At 68.3% G+C, this 16,627-nt stretch carries 14 protein-coding genes; 11 read left to right on the top strand and 3 right to left on the bottom strand.

Annotated features, from left to right (window positions below):
• Positions 1–12 precede the first annotated feature (12 nt).
• The 4 genes from B0684_RS03510 to B0684_RS03495 all read left to right on the top strand — a co-directional run bounded on the left by B0684_RS03510 (position 13) and on the right by B0684_RS03495 (position 2,896).
• Positions 13–819: a DUF3429 domain-containing protein gene (locus B0684_RS03510; protein ID WP_018649794.1), complete on the top strand. Its 807-nt coding sequence runs from the start codon at positions 13–15 to the stop codon at positions 817–819.
• A gap of 24 nt (positions 820–843) precedes the next feature.
• Complete coding sequence (gene folE / locus B0684_RS03505; RefSeq protein WP_018168518.1) at positions 844–1,497, top strand: GTP cyclohydrolase I FolE; 654 nt, start codon at positions 844–846, stop codon at positions 1,495–1,497.
• A 276-nt stretch (positions 1,498–1,773) separates the two neighbouring features.
• Positions 1,774–2,403, top strand: a complete 630-nt coding sequence (locus tag B0684_RS03500; RefSeq protein WP_018649795.1) for a class I SAM-dependent methyltransferase — start codon at positions 1,774–1,776, stop codon at positions 2,401–2,403.
• A 280-nt stretch (positions 2,404–2,683) separates the two neighbouring features.
• Entirely contained in the window at positions 2,684–2,896 is a 213-nt protein-coding gene (locus tag B0684_RS03495; protein WP_018649796.1) for a putative motility protein, read from the top strand.
• Between the two features lie 431 nt (positions 2,897–3,327).
• On the opposite strand, the gene B0684_RS03490 is transcribed toward B0684_RS03495, so the two are convergent.
• Positions 3,328–3,966 (bottom strand): YceI family protein, encoded by a 639-nt coding sequence (locus B0684_RS03490; protein WP_018649797.1) that lies wholly within the window; start codon positions 3,964–3,966, stop codon positions 3,328–3,330.
• Positions 3,959–4,738: a CDP-alcohol phosphatidyltransferase family protein gene (locus B0684_RS03485; RefSeq protein ID WP_018649798.1), complete on the bottom strand. Its 780-nt coding sequence runs from the start codon at positions 4,736–4,738 to the stop codon at positions 3,959–3,961. Before B0684_RS03485 ends, B0684_RS03490 begins: the two co-directional genes overlap by 8 nt.
• Before the next feature lie 137 nt (positions 4,739–4,875).
• Between B0684_RS03485 and B0684_RS03480 the strand changes: the two genes are divergently transcribed.
• The 5 genes from B0684_RS03480 (at position 4,876) to B0684_RS03460 (ending at position 9,061) form a co-directional block, all read left to right on the top strand.
• The gene (locus B0684_RS03480; RefSeq protein WP_026313023.1) at positions 4,876–5,886 is read left to right on the top strand and encodes a zinc-dependent alcohol dehydrogenase; all 1,011 of its coding nucleotides are present in this window, start codon (positions 4,876–4,878) and stop codon (positions 5,884–5,886) included.
• Between the two features lie 38 nt (positions 5,887–5,924).
• Positions 5,925–6,323 (top strand): 6-pyruvoyl trahydropterin synthase family protein, encoded by a 399-nt coding sequence (locus B0684_RS03475; RefSeq protein WP_018649800.1) that lies wholly within the window; start codon positions 5,925–5,927, stop codon positions 6,321–6,323.
• Positions 6,324–6,328: 5 nt separating this feature from the next.
• On the top strand, positions 6,329–7,381 hold the full coding sequence (locus tag B0684_RS03470; protein ID WP_077276962.1) for a glycosyltransferase family 4 protein: 1,053 nt from the start codon (positions 6,329–6,331) through the stop codon (positions 7,379–7,381).
• Positions 7,378–8,181, top strand: a complete 804-nt coding sequence (locus tag B0684_RS03465; RefSeq protein WP_018168526.1) for a hypothetical protein — start codon at positions 7,378–7,380, stop codon at positions 8,179–8,181. The genes B0684_RS03470 and B0684_RS03465 overlap by 4 nt, the downstream gene beginning before the upstream one ends.
• Positions 8,182–8,401: 220 nt before the next feature.
• On the top strand, positions 8,402–9,061 hold the full coding sequence (locus B0684_RS03460) for a tetratricopeptide repeat protein (protein WP_018168527.1): 660 nt from the start codon (positions 8,402–8,404) through the stop codon (positions 9,059–9,061).
• A 107-nt stretch (positions 9,062–9,168) separates the two neighbouring features.
• On the opposite strand, the gene B0684_RS03455 is transcribed toward B0684_RS03460, so the two are convergent.
• The gene (locus tag B0684_RS03455) at positions 9,169–10,569 is read right to left on the bottom strand and encodes a sigma-54 interaction domain-containing protein (protein WP_018168528.1); all 1,401 of its coding nucleotides are present in this window, start codon (positions 10,567–10,569) and stop codon (positions 9,169–9,171) included.
• 430 nt (positions 10,570–10,999) lie between these two features.
• On the opposite strand from B0684_RS03455, the gene B0684_RS03450 reads away from it, so the two are divergent.
• Both B0684_RS03450 and B0684_RS03445 read left to right on the top strand, forming a co-directional pair.
• Positions 11,000–12,208, top strand: coding sequence for an efflux RND transporter periplasmic adaptor subunit (locus B0684_RS03450; RefSeq protein ID WP_018168529.1), 1,209 nt, complete (start codon positions 11,000–11,002; stop codon positions 12,206–12,208).
• Between the two features lie 130 nt (positions 12,209–12,338).
• A complete protein-coding gene (locus B0684_RS03445; RefSeq protein ID WP_018649802.1) occupies positions 12,339–16,604 on the top strand; it encodes an efflux RND transporter permease subunit in 4,266 nt (1,421 codons plus the stop codon).
• Positions 16,605–16,627: the final 23 nt, after the last annotated feature.

The following is a 16,627-nucleotide window of genomic DNA, read 5'->3' as shown; positions in this document are numbered from 1 at the left end:
ACCGCGAAACAGGTGCAGCGGGAGACGCGGATCGTGAACACAGATAACCAGGCGCAAGCGGGCGCCCCCGAGTGGCCGGCAGAGGTGCGCGATGCACTGACGACCCACGAGATCGTGGGCATCACCTCCGGGCTGTCGGATTTCCGGGATGCCGAGGCGCTTCTGAAGGCGACGGCCCCGGGGCGCTGGCAGCGGCTGGAGTGGGGCATGGGTTCGGCCCATAACCGCGAGCAGTTCCATGCGTTGCAACAGGCCACCGGCGCCGCGGTGCTGCCGCTGTTTGTGACGCGCGAAGGGGTGATCGGCGGCCTCCCTGAACTGCGCGAGTACCTGGGCCACCGGGCCCTGCAGGCGCGCGGCGAGGGTGCGCGCCCGGATACCCCGGCACCTGCATTGCAGGTGCTCGGGTATGCCGGGCTGCTACCCTTCGCGTTCTTCGGCATCGGCGCCTGGATGGCCCAGCCCGAATGGCAGGTTTTCGCGCTGGAGGCCCTGGCGCTCTATGGTGCGGTGATCCTGTCGTTCCTGGGGGCGGTCCACTGGGGAATCTATCTGGCGGATCGGCAGCACCGGGTGGGTCCGCTCTCGGCGCCGGTGTGGGCGGTGGTGCCGTCCGTCCTGGCCTGGCTGGCGGTGCTGCAGCCGCTGCCGCAGGCCTTGATGACGTTGGCCGTGCTGTTTCTTGGGGTGTGGTGGGTGGACCGGCTGAGCCTGCAGCGGCGGGCGTTGCCCCGTGGCTATCTCGGTCTGCGCCTGGTGCTGACCGTGGGCGCGATGCTGGCCCTGGCCTCCGGCCTCGCGGTCACCATCGCGGCCTGAGCAGGAAAGAGGAAGAACGCGAGAATGAACGAGAACAAGGAACCATCGATGAACGCAGATGCCCGCATGGCCGACGAGCCGACGGCCACCCCTGCCTCGGGCCAGCCGCTGGCCGCCCCGGAACAACTCGCCGAGCACTACCGCGAGATTCTCGCCGGGCTCGGCGAGAATCCGCAACGCGAGGGCCTGCGGGACACGCCGATGCGCGCGGCCAAGGCGATGCAGTATCTGACGCGTGGCTACCAGCAGGACCTGGACACCATCGTGAATGATGCGCTGTTCTCGTCCGATAACGACGAGATGGTCCTGCTGCGCGATATCGAGCTGTACTCCCTGTGCGAGCATCACCTGCTGCCGATTATCGGCAAGGTGCATGTCGCCTACCTGCCGGATGGCAAGGTGATCGGCCTGTCGAAGATTGCCCGCATCGTGGACATGTTCGCCGCGCGGCTGCAGATCCAGGAGAGCCTGACCCGCGAGATTGCCGAGGCGCTGATGCAGGTGACGGGGGCCAAGGGGGTTGGCGTGGTGGTGGATGCCAAGCACATGTGCATGACCATGCGCGGGGTGGAGAAGCAGCACTCCTCGATGGCGACCTCGGTGATGCTGGGCGCCTTCCGCGAGGACGGGCGCACCCGGCGCGAATTCCTCAATCTGATCGGCCGTACCGGCAACTGAGGGAGACGCTGTGCTGGCGCGAACGCGTCAGCCTGTACCGGTCGGAGCGGCCACGCAAAAAAATGGCCCGGCGAAGACGCCGGGCCAAAGATCATTCGGACACCCGTGTGATGGAGGGTTTGCGTCCGAACGGCGGATCACCGGCTGCCGTTGCCACGAGCCGATGATTTCCGCAACTTGTATAAGTGGACAGGGACTGTGGAAACAGGTTCCTGCCACCCGCCGCAAGAATGTGGCATGCGTCACATTTCTCCCCCTGGCACCCACGGAGTCGCGATGCGCGGTCTTGAACAGATCCCCTGGCTGTATGACGGCCTGATGGCTGGTGCCGATCTTCTGGGGCTGCGCCGCTGGCGGCGGCGCCTGGTGGAGGGCGCCGAAGGCCGGGTGCTGGAGGTCGGCTGCGGGACCGGGCGCGATCTGCCGCTGTACGCGGATCCGACGCAAGTGATCGGCATGGATCCGGACCTGGCCGCGCTGCGGTGGGCGCGACGCCGTGCGCCGGCGGTCCCGCTGGTGGTGGCGAAGGCCGAGGCGCTGCCATTTGCGGATGGGGTGTTCGATAGCGTGGTCTCCGGCCTGGTTTTCTGCAGCGTCCAGGACCCGCCGCGGGCCCTGGGCGAGGTGCGCCGGGTGCTGGCGGACGGCGGCGCGTTGCGCATGCTGGAGCATGTGCGCCACACCCGCCCGCTGCTGGGACGGGCCCAGGACCGGGTGCAGCCGGCCTGGACCTGCGTCACTGGCGGTTGCCATCCGAATCGCGATACTGAGGCCGCGGTGGAGCAGGCCGGGTTCTGTATCGAACCCGAGGATCGCGTGGCCCGTGGCGTGATGCGGCGCTTTGCCGCGCGGGTCTGCCGAGCGCCCGAAGGTCCTGCCGGACACAACGCCGGGAAGACTGATTGAAGGTCGAGGACCTTGTTCACCACGAAGTGCATGCAGGTGCGAAGAAGGCTAAGGGCGGGTTGCGCCACAGCGGACATAGAGGGCACGGAGAAGGGAAGGGATTAGGGACGAGGGTTCCGGTGCTAATCGCCGTTCGTGCGGTTGTGCGTTGAACATTCTCCCGCGTGCGAAAAAATCGTGCATGGAGGCTCAAGTCTTGCGGGATGCGGCCGTCACCGGGGGCAGGTCCGTCGTCCTGAGCGCAGGAGGGCCTGTACATTCAGAGTTCGGGAGTACCAGGATGGACGCAAGCGCGATTGCCGCAATGGCCACCCAGCAAAGCCAGCAGCAGCTGGCCATGCAGAAAGATGTGGCCCTGCAGAAGAAGGCGATGGAGTCGCAGGAGATGGCCGCTCAGTCGATGCTGGAGGCACTGCCCGACATTGGCGATATGCAGGCCGCCACACAGGGTCTGCCGGCAAACGTGGGCACCAACATCAACACGACCGCCTGACGCCCCCCCCCAGTCCTTTCGCCCTGCAAGGCCCCGGCGCGTTACTGCCCGGGGCCTTTTCGTTTTGCCATCGAATCGCACTCGGGAGCGATCTCGACCCGCGTCGTCCCGGAAACCGCGAAGCGGTGATCCGGGATCTCGCGGGGGTGCGCGGCGGCGTGGGTGTCATGGGCTGGAGATCCCGGCTCTGCGCTACGGCCGGGATGACGCGGAAGTGTTCTAGTCCCGGGTGTCGGATCCGCTGCGTCCGGATGCCCCGGACCCCGCGATCACGCGATCACGCGGTCTTCCGGCCGTAGCCGTCGCGCCCTGCGCGGCAGGCCGGGAGCTTTCCATGCACCGTGCCTTGGGTGCCCTCTGTGGTTACACGCCCCGGTGTTTCCTTCGTCTCTTCGTGTGCTTCGTGGTGAATCCTTTCAGACGGCCGTCCGTTACTGCCGCTGCGCCTCGAACTCGATCATCAGTTCGACCTCGTCGCCAACGATGTCGCGGGTCAGGCCGTAGGTCATGCCGAAATCGGAACGATCGAAGCTGCCACGCATCGACGCCCCCAGCACGTACGGGCGGCCGAACAGGCCACCCAGCGGGAACGGGTAGCGCCCGACCTTGTTGATGGTCACGTCGAGATGGATGGTGCGGGTCTCGCCCAGCAGCTCCAGGCCGCCGCTCAGGCGCCCGGTGTTGTCGCCGGTGGGCTGGTAGCGCGTGGCGGTGAAGCGCATCTCCGGGTACGCCTCGACGTGCAGGAAGTCCTCGTTGCGCAGGTGGTCGTCGCGCTCGGCGTGGTTGGTGAACACGCTGTCCGTTTGCACGACGAAGAAGCCGCCCTCCAGCTCGCCCGAGTCCGGGTCGAAGGTGAACTCGCCCTCGGCCTCCAGGAACATGCCCATGACCTTGGCGTAGCCGGCGTGATCGACCAGGAAACCGACTGCGAAGTGGTCGGGGTCGATGACCCAGCGGTCGGCATCGGCCAGGGCGGCAGCGGGCAGGGCGAAGGTCGCGGTCAGCAGGCAGGTCAGGAGCGCGGAGCGCAGGCGGCTGGAAAAGCGGTGGTTGCGGGCGTCAGTCATGACACACCTCCGGTCGGTGGCGGTACAGCCAGTGGATATCCACGGCAAAGGACAGGCCGAGGGCCAGTAGCCCGGCCAGGGCGATGGTGATGGCGGCAATGGCGGGCAGGCCGGGGATCAGCACCAGAAGCAGCACCACGGTCTGCAGCACGCAGACGGTCTGGCGGCGGCGGCTGGGTGGCAGCGCCCCGGCCAGCCAGGGCCAGGGGCGGGCGGCCAGCACGAAGGCATAGCGCATCAGCCCGATCAGGATCACCCAGGGGCCGACTGCGGTCATCTGCCAGGCGAGCACGGACAAAGCCAGGATCATCGCTGCGTCCAGTTCCATGTCGAAGCGGGCCCCGAATGCGGTGGCGCTGTCGGTTCGCCGCGCGACGGCCCCGTCGAGCCCGTCCAGCAGCAGGGCCAGGCCCGCCAGCGCAATCACCCAGAGGGCCAGCAATGGGTCACCCGTGGCAGGGGGGACGAATACCAGGGCCCCCAGGGGTGCGGTCAGGGCGGCGCGCAGGAGCGTGACCCGGTTGGCCGGGCCGGGGCCACGCCCGTCCCGGGCCAGTCCGTCCGGGGGGGTGGTGGTGGCGAGCAGGGCGCCGAGCACGAACCAGAGCACGACAAAGCCGAGGATTGCGTGCGGTCCCAGTTCGGCGTGCAGCATCAGCGCCGCCGTGACGACCAGGCCCAGCAGGCCGGCGACGAGCCCGTCGGCCGCCCAGACGCGGAGACCGGTCCGTATCCGTGCCGCGGAGCGACGTTTGGCGGTGGATGATTCCATGGGGGGGATTGTAGCCCTCCGTGGGAGGTCTCCGGGGCCTTGCCTTGCGACCACGCCGCGCGCCGGGAGTTGCCGCTTGGAATGCGCTTCGCCCACACTGCGCGGATGATGACGCCGCCTTGCATGCCGACCTTGCAGTGCCTCCGGTGACCACGCCGGCTCCCGAACAGGCCTTCTGGGTCGTCGGTCCCGGCACGGGCGAACTGCGTCCGGAGGCACTGGCGGAGCCGGTGTCGGGGGAGGTGCGGGTGCGCACGCAGTTTTCCGCGATCAGTCGCGGGACCGAGGCGCTGGTCTTTCATGGCCGGGTCCCCGCGAGCCAGCATCAGGCGATGCGCGCGCCGTTCCAGGCGGGCGAGTTCCCCGGGCCGGTCAAGTACGGATACATCAGCGTCGGAATGGTCGAGGCGGGGGGCGAAGGGGATGCGCCGCTGGGGCAGCGGGTGTTCTGTCTGTATCCGCACCAGAGCGCCTACGTCGTTCCCGCGGCCGCGGTGGTCCCGATCCCGGATGCGGTGCCCGCGGAGCGCGCGGTGCTGGCGGCCAACATGGAGACGGCGATCAACGCGGTCTGGGATGCGCACTCCGGTCCGGGGGATCGCATCGCCGTAATCGGGGCGGGGGTGGTCGGGCTGCTGGTGGCCTGGCTTCTGCGGGCGATCCCCGGCACCGAGGTGACGTTGATCGACCCCAACCCCCAGCGCGAGGACGCGGCGGTCCGGCTGGGGTTGAGCCTTTGCACCCCGGACGCGGCGCAAGCGAATCCGGACCTGCAGGGCCTGGACGGGGTCGTGCATGCCAGCGGCAACCCGGCCGGGCTGGAGCAGGCGCTGGCGCTCGCCGGGGTCGAGGCCCGGGTGGTGGAGATGAGCTGGTACGGCGATCAGCCGGTGCCGGCGCCGTTGGGCGAGGCCTTTCACTCGCGGCGGCTGACGTTGCGCAGCTCGCAGGTCGGACGCATCCCGCCGGAGCGCGCGGCGCGCTGGGACTATCGCCGCCGCCTGGCGCTGGCGCTGTCGCTGCTGACCGATCCGGCGCTGGATGCCCTGATCAGTGGCGAGGATGCGTTCGCCGACCTGCCGACGGCGATGCAGCGTGTCTCCGGGCCCGAGGCCGAACGCACGCTCTGCCACCGTATCCGTTATTGACCCTTTTCCGATTAACGCGACCTGCGGGGAATTGCCCGATGTACAGCCTGAACGTCCGTGATCATTTCATGATCGCCCACAGCTTTTCCGGCGAGACCTTTGGCCCGGCCCAGAAGCTCCACGGCGCGACCTACGTGGTCGACGTGACCTTCCGCCGCAAGGCACTGGATGCCGACGGGCTGGTGGTGGATATCGGCCGCGCCAGCGAGGTGGTCAAGGCCCTCCTGGCCGATCTGAACTACCAGAACCTGGACGAGCGCGAGGAGTTTCGCGGCCAGAACACCACCACCGAGTTCCTCGCCCATGCGTTGCATCAGCGCGTGGCGCGCGCCATCCATGACGGTGAGCTGGGCGAATCGGCCCGCGAGCTGGACGCGGTGTGCGTGACGCTGAACGAGTCGCACGTGGCCTGGGCCAGCTACGAGGCGGCACCCTGAGCCGAATGCGTGAGCTCGGCCTGGTGGTGCCGGGGTCGCTGGAGCAGCGCACCGGCGGGTATCGCTACGATGCGCGCATGGTCGCGGGCTTGAGGGTGCGCGGCTGGACGGTGACGGTGCGCGAGCTGGAGGGAGCATTCCCCGGGCCGAATCCGGCGGCCGAGTCGGCCCTGGACGCCGCGCTTGCGGGCTTTCCCGATAGGCGGGCCGTGCTGCTGGATGGCCTGGCGGCGGGTGCCTTTCCCGGGGTGCTGGCCCGCCACGCCGAGCGCCTGCATCTGATCTATCTGCTGCATCACCCGCTGGGTCTGGAGACCGGGCTGGAACCGGCGCGGGCCGATGACCTGCTGGCGCGTGAACGCGCCGCCGTGGGGCAGGTCGAGGGCGTGCTGGCCACCAGTGCCTTCACCGCCGGGCAGGTGGCCACTTGGGGGGTGTCTTCCGGGCGGCTCCAGGCGATACCGCCGGGGATCGAGCCGCGGCCGCAGGCGTTGGGGCCCGGTCCCGGCGAGCGGCCGCTGCTGCTCTGTGTGGGCTCGGTCGTGCCGCGCAAGGGCCAGCTGGAACTGGTGCAGGCCCTGGCGTGCATACGGACCACGGACTGGCGGGCGGGCTTGGTGGGGTCGCGGGGGCGGGGCGCGGCCTATGTGCAGCGGGTGGAGGCGGCGATCACCGAGGCCGGGCTTGGAGACCGGATCGAGTGGGCCGGCGAATGCGATGATGCGGCGCTGGAGGGCTGGTACGGGCGGGCCTCGCTGTTTGTCCTGCCCAGCGCTTACGAGGGCTTCGGCATGGCCTATACCGAGGCGATGGCGCGCGGCTTGCCGGTGATCGGTACCACTGGTGGGGCGATCCCTGCGACCGTGCCGGAGGCGGCTGGTCGGCTGGTGCCGCCGGGAGATATCGGGGCGCTTGCCGAGGCCATTGACGCCTTGTTGGTCGATGCTGGAGCGCGCTACCGGATGGGACGGGTGGCGCGCGACGCGATGGCGGAACGTTCGGACTGGGATGGTGCGGTGGCCGCACTGGAACAGACGCTGGAGGCGTGGCTGCAATGACGGAATCCTTCGACGCCGACTGGCTGGCCCTGCGCGAGGCAGCCGATCATGCCGCCCGGCCGGAGGCCCTGGTCGAATCCCTGCGTGCGCATCTGGCTGGGCGTCGTGTCGCCGGCCCCCTTGAGGTGACGGATCTGGGCAGCGGCACCGGCTCCAACCTGCGCTACCTCGCGCCGCGATTGCCGTCCCCGCAACACTGGCGGCTGGTGGATCACGATACCGGGCTGCTGGGCCGCGCCGTCGCTCCCGGCGCCGGGATTGAGCTCGAGCGGTGGGTGAGCGACCTGGCCGACGATCCGGCTGCGGCCCTCGCGGGCGGATCGTCGCTGGTGACGGGTTCGGCGCTGCTGGATCTGGTTTCGGAGGACTGGCTGGACCGGTTGCTTGCGGCCTGCGCCGAACAGGGCGCCGCGGTGTTGTTCGCACTGAGTTATGACGGACGGATTCGCTGGTCGCAGCCGCATGCCCTGGATGCCGAGTTGGAGGACGCGGTCAATCGCCACCAGCGCTCGGACAAGGGGTTCGGCCCGGCCCTGGGGCCGACCGCCGCGCCGGCCTGTGCGGCGCGGCTCGAGGGGCTGGGGTACCGGGTGCAAACCTGCGCCAGTGACTGGCGGATTGACGCGCATCGGGCGGGGCTGGGTGCGGCCCTGATCGACGGCTGGGTGGCCGCGGCCAGCGCGATCGACCCGGGCCGGGCGGCGGATCTGCGTGCCTGGGGCGAGGCGCGCGCCGTGGCGCTCGCGCGCGGCGAGGTCGAGCTGACCGTCGGGCATCAGGATGTGCTCGGTTTGCGCTGACCCACGCCGCCCGGGTGTTTTAATCAGCATCCCCTTACAAGGGAGAATTGGCGCCGATGTGCTGTCCATTATCCTGTTCGCTCTGGAAGGCGTTTCGGTGCAGGATAGAAATAGGTAATGGAATGAACGCTTGACGGAGACCCCGGAGTAGCGCTGATGAATGCATTCATCCGTGTTGCCCGAGTCGCTCCGCCAATGGAAAAACCGGAAAAGGTGAGGCATGGAACAGGCAGACAACAAGCAGAGAAGTTTCGTTAATCGCTACTGGATCCTGATCGTGATCGTGCTGTGGCTGATCGCCTGGTCGGCGCGCGATGTACTGGCCCCCAGCGCCGATGCGGTGCCGGAGGACACGGATGTCGAGGCCGTTGCGGTCGCCGAGGATGCCCCGGCCCCAGCGGACGAAACAGCGCCGCGTGAGGGGCGTTTGTCGGAGGGCGACATGGACCCGATGACGGGCGAGGCCTACGAGCGTGAGGACGAGGGCAGCGCACAGCGCCCGATTCCGGACCCGCAGCAACAGGCGCAGCTCCGGGCCACCGGCGAGCCGATGAGCGAAGAAGAGGTCGCGCGGCAGGTGCAGGAGGCGCTGGAGGCCGGGCGTGTCGCCTACTGGCGGGGCGGACCCGAGGAGGCGGTCGAGGTGCTGCGCACGGCACTGGAAGACATTCCGGCCACCTCGGCGCAGCGTGCCGACCTCTACGGCGAGCTGGGCAACGCCCTGTATGCCGCTGACGATGCCGCGGGCGCGATGCGGGCCTGGGACAGCGCCCTGGGGCTGTTGCCGACGAGCGAGCGGCGTTCGATGATCGAGCGCCTGGCGCCAGTGTATGACCGCCACCACCGCGATGGCGCCCGCCACCTGCGACAGTACCGCTAGGTCTTTTCGCGCCGGCGGAAGGCGCGGGCAGGGCAACCGAAAAGGCCCCGGGGGTGTACACCTCCGGGGCCTTTTCTTGTGGGGGCGGTCGTCTGCCAGCCGCAGGTTCAGACTAGCTGGTAGCGGTGCAGCTTGCGCCACAGGGTGCTGCGATCCATGCCCAGGGCGCGGGCGGTCTGCGAGCGGTTTCCGGCATGGGCGACCAGTGCCTCGCGCAGGCGCCGGGCCTCCGGATGCTCGCTGGGCTGGCCGTCGCGGGTCGGGTGGCCCGCCCGGTTGTTCGGTTGGCCGTCGGGAACGTGGGCCGGGTCATGGCGGTTGGTGCGCGGCGCATGGATCGTGTCCGCCGCATCGGCATCCATCCGGATCGGCTGGGGCAGGGGAAAGTCGTCCACCTGACCGTTGCGGGCGTGCAGGGTCAGACACTCGAAGACGTTCTCCAGCTCGCGGAAGTTGCCTGGCCAGGGGTGCTCCTGCAGCCGTTCCTTCAGATGCGGCGCGATGCGGATGCCGTGGTGCACCTCGTAGGCCTGCAGGGTGGCTTCCAGATCCCGGGGACGCTCGCGCAGCGGCGGGATTTCCACCGTGGCGACCGCGAGGCGGTAGAACAGGTCGGTGCGGAACGCGCCGGCCTCGACGCGGCTGCGCAGGTTCTGATTGGACGCGGAAAGGATGCGCACATCCACTTGCCGGGTGGTGTTCTCGCCGACGCGTTCGAAGGCGCCATCCTGGACCGCGCGTAGCAGCTTGGCCTGCAGGCGCGGGCTCATCTCTCCGATCTCGTCGAGGAACAAGGTGCCGCCGTCGGCCGCCTCGAAGCGCCCGACCCGGTCGCTGACCGCCCCGGAGAAGGCCCCGCGGGCGTGGCCGAAGAGTTCGGATTCCAGCAGCTCCTCGGGGATCGCCGCGCAGTTGATCTCGACGAACGGGGCACGGATGCGGCGGCTGGACTGGTGGATGGCCCGGGCCAGGCGCGTCTTGCCGGTGCCGGATTCGCCCATGAGCATCACGCGCACGTCGCTGGCGGCCACGCGCCGTGCGAACTGCAGCGTGGGCCGGCAGCTGGCGTCGTGGGAATGGAAGTGGCTGTCCTCGAGCCCGTCCTGTCCGTCCTCGCTGACGGTTTCCACCGCGGTTGTTCGCCGGCGCTGCGGTTGCAGGGTGATCAGACGCAGCGCGCGCTGGTCATCGTTCAGGCGCAGTGGCTGGCTGATCACCTCCAGCGGGAGGGTCTCGTCGTCCAGTTCCGCCATTAGCGAGAAGTGCAGGGCGTGCGGCGTGCTGTTGGCGTCGGCATCGTGCTCACCGGCGGCAATGGCGGCCTCTTGCAGGTGTTGTTCGAGATTCAGTGGTCCGAGGTTCGCCAGGGTGAGGCGGGCATCGGAGGGGATTTGCAGCGTCTGGTGAAAGGCCGGGTTGGCGAACAGGACACGGCCCCGGGTGTCGCTGATGAGGTGTGGGTCGCGACTGTGTCGGATGCAGATCTCGGCCAGTTCGGTTGTGGTCATCCCGCCTCCTTTTCTTGTTGGAGGGCCCGGCGGAAACGGTGCAGTGTTGCAACACCCGGGGCCGCCTGCAGCACCCCCGGTATGGCCCGTTTCGCCAATCCCTGTCTCGGTTATAGCGCGAAACGGGGGTGTTGCAACAGTCATTGCTTGAATATCAGGAAATCCTAATTAACTGATTGTTTTATAAGAATGTCGATATATTGGCATATACGTTGCTTGTAGTCGGGCATGAGTTCATCTACATACTGGGTAATGGATACCCACTGCGGTTTTCAGCCGGCTCACCCGGGTCGCCGGACGGGCCTCGCCGCCAGTTTCCCTGGCGTCCGGTCGAGTGCGGTCCATTCCCTGCCCTCGGTCCCGTGCGCGCAGGTGCGCCGGGTGCGGGCGCCCTCTTTCATCGCGACATTCGGCGCGAGGTAGGACGATCATGTTTGCGCGAGTTTCCCGACGCCTCCTGGCCCGCACCCTCCTGGGTACCGCACTGGCCCTGCCGCTGTTCGGCATCTCGGCGGCCCACGCCGCTGGTCTGATCCTCACGGTGGAGCCGGATCAGGCTGCCACCCAGACCGTTAGTGGCACCGTGGTCCCCTATCGCGAAGTCACCCTGACCGCGCAGTCCGCGGGACGCGTGGTGGATGTGGCGGGCGCCGAGGGCGATCGCTTCGAACAGGGGGCGGTGCTGGTCGCGATTAGCGACGACCGGCTGCGCGCCCAGCGCCAGGCGGCCGAGGCCGAGATGCGCACCGCCGAGGCCGCGATCCGCGAGGCCCAGATGCAGTACGGCCGCGAGATGGTCTCGCCGCAGTCGCGCAGTATTGGCCAGATGCCGGGCATGGGCGTGCCGTCGATGTTCGACCAGATGTTCACCCAGCCGATGGGCCAGGTCATGGGCATGGGCGATCCCGCGCTGGACCGGCGTACGGATCTCTATTCCCGCTACATCGGCGTGGATCAGGCGCAGGCGCGCTGGGAGCAGGCCCGGGCCCGGGTCACCGAACTGGACGCGGCCATCCGCGACACCCGGTCCGAGGCGCCCTTCGATGGCCTGGTGATGCACAAGCACGTGGAAGAGGGCGATACCGTCCAGCCCGGTCAGCCGCTGGTGAGCTTCGGCCATGTCGAATTCCTGCGCGTCGAGGCGCAGGTGCCGGTGCGGCTGGTGAGCAGCCTGCAGGAAGACGACTACGTACAGGTGCGGCTGGATACCGGTGACGAAGTGGAGGCCCGGGTCGCCCGGATCTTCCCCCTGGCCGACCCGCAGCGCCACACCGTCACGGTCAAGTTCGACCTGCCGCAGGGCGTGCGCGGTGGCCCGGGCATGCATGCGGCGGTGCATCTGCCGCAGGGCGAGCTTTCCGGTAACCGGGTCGTGATTCCGCGTTCGGCATTGATCCCGGGCGGTGCCTTGCCGCGCGTGGCCGTGCTTGATGGCGAGGGCCACGTCCGCGTGCGCATGGTGCGCCTGGGTGGCGGACGCGGCGACCAGGTGGTGGTGACCTCCGGGCTGGAGCCGGGCATGCAGATCCTGGCCCGACCGGGCGCGGGTGTGCGTTCCGGCCAGCCCGTGGGGCGCGGTTCCCCGGATTCGGGCGTCGGACGCCGCGACGGTGTCACGGACCCCTGGAGCCGTATGTAGGGATCCATATCCGGCCGCAGGCCGGGAATATCAGCGCCGGTTGCTGCCCCCTGGCAGGTGCACCGGTGGCGACGCGCCGGCCGAACCGGTGCTCGGGACGCCAGACTGACAACAGGACTGTTCAAGCTCGATGGCCGAAGACGACAAACAATCCGATACCGGTTTCCGGCAGAAACACGGCGACCCCGGCATTGCCGGGCGCATGGCGGCGGCCTTTATTCATTCGCCGCTGTCGTCGCTGCTGCTGATCGCCAGTATCGCGATCGGCATTCTCGGCCTGATGGTCACCCCGCGCCAGGAGGACCCGCAGATCTCCGTGCCGATGGTGGACATCATGGTGTCCTACCCCGGCGTGCCCTCCGAGCAGGTGGCGAGCCTCGCGGCACGGCCGCTGGAGCGGCTGATGAGCGAGTTGTCCGGGGTGGACAACGTCTACTCCGCGTCGCATCGAGGCGAGGCGATGGTGACCGTGCAGTTCGACGTTGGCGAGGACATGGAGTCGTCCATCGTCAAGGTGCACGACAAGCTGATCGCCAATCGCGACCTGATGCCGCCCGGCGTCAGCGAGCCCATGGTCAAGGTCAAGGGCGCGGACGACGTGCCGGTGCTCAACCTGACCTTCTGGTCGCATGAGGTGGACGACGCCCTGTTGCGCCAGATCGCACTGGATGCACAGCAGCAGCTGAACGAGGTCCCCGACACCAACCAGAGCTTCGTGGTCAGTGGACGCGAGGAGCGCCTGCGCATCGAGGTGTTGCCGGAACGCCTCGCGGGCTACGACATCAGCCTGGATCAGATCGCCCAGGCCGTGCAGTCCGCGAATGTCGAGGGCGCGGCAGGACGCATCGAGAGCGGGGGGCTGAGTACTGCGGTGTACACCGGGCGTTTCTTCACCGGCGCCGCCGATCTCGAGCAACTCCTGGTTGCGGTCAGCGACGGCCAGCCGGTCTATCTGCGCGATGTGGCCGAGGTGACGTACGGCCCGGGCGAGCTGGAGCGGTTCGTGCGCCACTACTCCGGTCCGGCAGCCCCCCAACCGGATGCGGCACCGGAAGGCGCCGCGGCGGTCACGCTGGCCATTGCCAAGAAGCCCGGCAGCAACGGGGTGACCGTCGCCAACGACGTGCTCGAGCGCCTGGAGCGTCTGAAGGGCAGCGTGATCCCGGATAATGTCGAGGTGGCGGTTTCGCGCAACTACGGCAAGTCCGCCAACGAGAAGGTCAACGAGCTGCTCTTCAAGCTGTTCATCGCCACCTTCGCGGTGACCATCCTGGTGGGCCTGTTCCTGGGGGTTCGTGCCGCGGTCGTGGTGCTGATCGTGATCCCGGTGGTGATCCTGTTCACTGTGTTCAGCGCGTGGCTGCTGGGCTACACCATCGATCGCGTCAGCCTGTTTGCGCTGATCTTCTCCATTGGCATCCTGGTCGATGACGCCATCGTGGTGGTGGAGAATATTTACCGACGCTGGCTGATGAAGCGCGGCATCGATACCGAGACCACGGTGGATGCGGTGCGCGAGGTCGGCAACCCGACCATCCTGGCCACCTTCACGGTCATCGCGGCCCTGCTGCCGATGGGTTTCGTCTCCGGGATGATGGGCCCGTACATGCAGCCGATCCCGGTGCTGGGGTCCGTGGCCATGCTGTTCTCGTTGGTGGCGGCGTTTGTATTCACCCCGTGGCTCACCCAGCGCCTGCGCCCGAGCATGGCGTATCTGGAGAAGGCCACCGACAAGGAACATCGCCAGGCGGAAAAGCTGGGGCGGTTCTACCGTACGGTAATCCCGGGGCTGGCCGACAACCGGGTGCGCGGCTACGCCTTTCTGATCGCGGTCATCGTGATCTTCTTCCTGATGGTCAGCCTGTTCATGACCACGGACGTCCGCGTGAAGATGCTGCCCCTGGATAACAAGCCCGAGTTCCAGGTGATGGTGAACTTCCCCGAGGGCACGGCCCTGACCGAGACCGCGACGCTGAGCCACGACATGGCCAGCGCCCTGCGCGAGATGGACGAGGTGGTGGCTCTGCAGTCCTACGTCGGGACCGCGTCGCCGTTCAATTTCAACGGCCTGGTGCGGCACTACTACCTGCGCAACGAACCCTGGCAGGGGGACATCCAGGTACAGCTGGTGGACAAGGGCGACCGCAGCCGGACCTCGCACGATATTGCCACCGAGGCGCGCGAACGCCTGACCCCGCTGGCCGAGGCGGCCGGCGCGCGCATCCAGGTGGTCGAGATGCCGCCGGGTCCGCCGGTGCTGCAGTCGATTGTCGCCGAGATCTACGGCCCTGATGCTGCCACCCGCCGCGTTGTAGCCCGCGATCTCGAGGGCATGTTCGCCGGTGCCGAGCACGTGGCCGATGTGGACAGCTTCCTGCAGGCGCCACACAACGTCTGGCACTTCGATGTGGATCGCGACAAGGCGCTGCGCCGCGGTGTGACCGTGGACACCATCAATCGAACCCTGGAGACCGCGATCGGCGGGCAGATCCTGGGCGATGTAAAGGCGCAGTCGCTGGTCGAGCCGCATTTGATCGAGATGCGTCTGCCGATGGCAACGCGCAATGACATCCGGCAGCTGGAGATGCTGCCGATCTCCACCCGGCAGGGCGGGTCGATCCCGCTGGCCGAGCTGGGCGAATTCGTCCAGCGCCCGCAGGACGAGCCGATTTACCACAAGAACCTGCGTCCGGTGGAGTACGTGACCGGCGAGGTGGTCGGGCGTCTGGCCGCGCCGGTGTACGGCATGCTGGAGGTCCAGGAACAGCTGGAGGACTACCGTCTTCCGGATGGCAGCCAGGTACAGCCGCACTGGCTGGGGCCGCCGCCCAATGATGGGTCGACCGCCTTCGAATGGGCCGGCGAGTGGACGGTGACGTACGTGACCTTCCGCGACATGGGGATCGCCTTCGCGATCGCGCTGATCCTGATCTACATGCTGGTGGTCTGGGAGTTCGGCAACTTCGTGTTGCCGGGCATCATCATGGCCCCGATCCCGCTGACCCTGATCGGCATTATTCCCGGCCACTGGCTGATGAACGCCGAATTCACCGCGACCTCGATGATCGGCTTTATCGCGCTCGCGGGGATTATTGTCCGCAACTCGATCCTGCTGGTGGACTTCGGTCGCCAGGCGGTGGACGAGGGCCACGACGTGCGCGACGCGATGATCCTGGCCTGCCAGGCGCGTACCCGTCCGATCATCATCACCGCGCTGGCCCTGCTGGCCGGCTCCAGCGTGATCCTGTTCGATCCGATCTTCCAGGGCATGGCGATCTCGCTGATGTTCGGCACGGTGGTGGCCACCCTGCTGACCTTGGTGGTGATCCCGCTGGGCTGCATCTCCGGCCGCCGTGCCTTCTGCCCGACCAGCCTGGACGAGGACGGTGCGGCCACGGCGGGCTGTGGCAATGGCAATGGCCATGCTGTGCATGCCGGTGTGACGGCCAGCGCGACCCAGGGTGCGTCTCCGGGGGCATCCGGCGAGGGGAATGACCTGTTCGGCCCGCGCGAGGGCGGGCCGGTCACCCAGGTCGTGCAATACGCGGGGCTTTATCTCAAGTGCCTGGTCGTGGCTTTCATCGAGGGCCTGCGCGATCTGGCGCTCGCCCTGGGGCGCCTGATTCGGTCTTTCATTGAACGCCGCCGCAATGGCGATGGCGGCCCCCCGCCGCCCAGCGGCGGATCGGGCGGTCCCTCCGCCGGGCCTGGCGGGCCGACGGGCGGTGCCCCGGGGAGCGGTGGCGCGTCGGGCACGGGTTCCGGCGGGACTGCGGCGACTCCGCAGCCCCGTTCGGAAAACCCGTCGGCTGACTCGAAGCCGTCGGGCCCTGTTGCGCAGGCACCTGAGGCGACCGGCACCCCAGAGCGCGTGGCCTCCACACCGGCCACCGCGAATGCCGGAGCCCAGGACGCCGGTGCCGCGCCGTCCAGCCGCACCCAGGCTGTGAAGCCCGACTCCGCCGCGGGGACCGCGAAAGAGCCGGCCCCTTCCAAGACCGCGTCCCGTGCCGCGCAGGCGACCTCCACGCGGGGTGCTGGCGATGCCGCCGGGACGAACACTCCGAAGAAGTCGCCAGCGGGCACCTCGGTAAGCGCGAAGGACAAGCCCACCGCAGCCGCGAGCAAGACCTCCGGCGACACGTCCGTGTCCGGTGACGCCACGCAAGGACGCGCAAGCAGCACCATCAAGAGCACCGGAACCCGGAAAACGGGCAGCGCGAGCGCGAACAAGCGCGCGTTGACGGCATCCAACAAGAAGGCCGGCGGGACAAGCAAGACCGGCACCACGAGCAGCAAGACCGGCCGCAAGGACAGCGGCAGCACCCCCAAGGGGAGCGGCAAACCGGGCACATCCGGCAAGGGCCGCACCCGGCGTGGGATTCGACTCAAGTGAACATGCAAGCAAGACCTCGAGGA

Origin of the sequence: Thioalkalivibrio versutus, assembly GCF_001999325.1 — a bacterium.
Lineage (GTDB): Bacteria > Pseudomonadota > Gammaproteobacteria > Ectothiorhodospirales > Ectothiorhodospiraceae > Thioalkalivibrio > Thioalkalivibrio versutus.
The sequence above is the reverse complement of the archived record's forward strand: the minus strand, read 5'-3'. Positions and strand labels throughout refer to the sequence as shown.

Coding starts and splice junctions, on each gene's coding strand:
- B0684_RS03450 (WP_018168529.1), top strand. CDS start 11,000: ATGTTTGCGCGAGTTTCCCGACGCCTCCTGGCCCGCACCCTCCTGGGT.
- B0684_RS03500 (WP_018649795.1), top strand. CDS start 1,774: ATGCGCGGTCTTGAACAGATCCCCTGGCTGTATGACGGCCTGATGGCT.
- B0684_RS03455 (WP_018168528.1), bottom strand. CDS start 10,569: ATGACCACAACCGAACTGGCCGAGATCTGCATCCGACACAGTCGCGAC.
- B0684_RS03445 (WP_018649802.1), top strand. CDS start 12,339: ATGGCCGAAGACGACAAACAATCCGATACCGGTTTCCGGCAGAAACAC.
- B0684_RS03485 (WP_018649798.1), bottom strand. CDS start 4,738: ATGGAATCATCCACCGCCAAACGTCGCTCCGCGGCACGGATACGGACC.
- B0684_RS03490 (WP_018649797.1), bottom strand. CDS start 3,966: ATGACTGACGCCCGCAACCACCGCTTTTCCAGCCGCCTGCGCTCCGCG.
- B0684_RS03495 (WP_018649796.1), top strand. CDS start 2,684: ATGGACGCAAGCGCGATTGCCGCAATGGCCACCCAGCAAAGCCAGCAG.
- B0684_RS03465 (WP_018168526.1), top strand. CDS start 7,378: ATGACGGAATCCTTCGACGCCGACTGGCTGGCCCTGCGCGAGGCAGCC.
- B0684_RS03460 (WP_018168527.1), top strand. CDS start 8,402: ATGGAACAGGCAGACAACAAGCAGAGAAGTTTCGTTAATCGCTACTGG.
- B0684_RS03470 (WP_077276962.1), top strand. CDS start 6,329: ATGCGTGAGCTCGGCCTGGTGGTGCCGGGGTCGCTGGAGCAGCGCACC.
- B0684_RS03475 (WP_018649800.1), top strand. CDS start 5,925: ATGTACAGCCTGAACGTCCGTGATCATTTCATGATCGCCCACAGCTTT.
- folE (WP_018168518.1), top strand. CDS start 844: ATGAACGAGAACAAGGAACCATCGATGAACGCAGATGCCCGCATGGCC.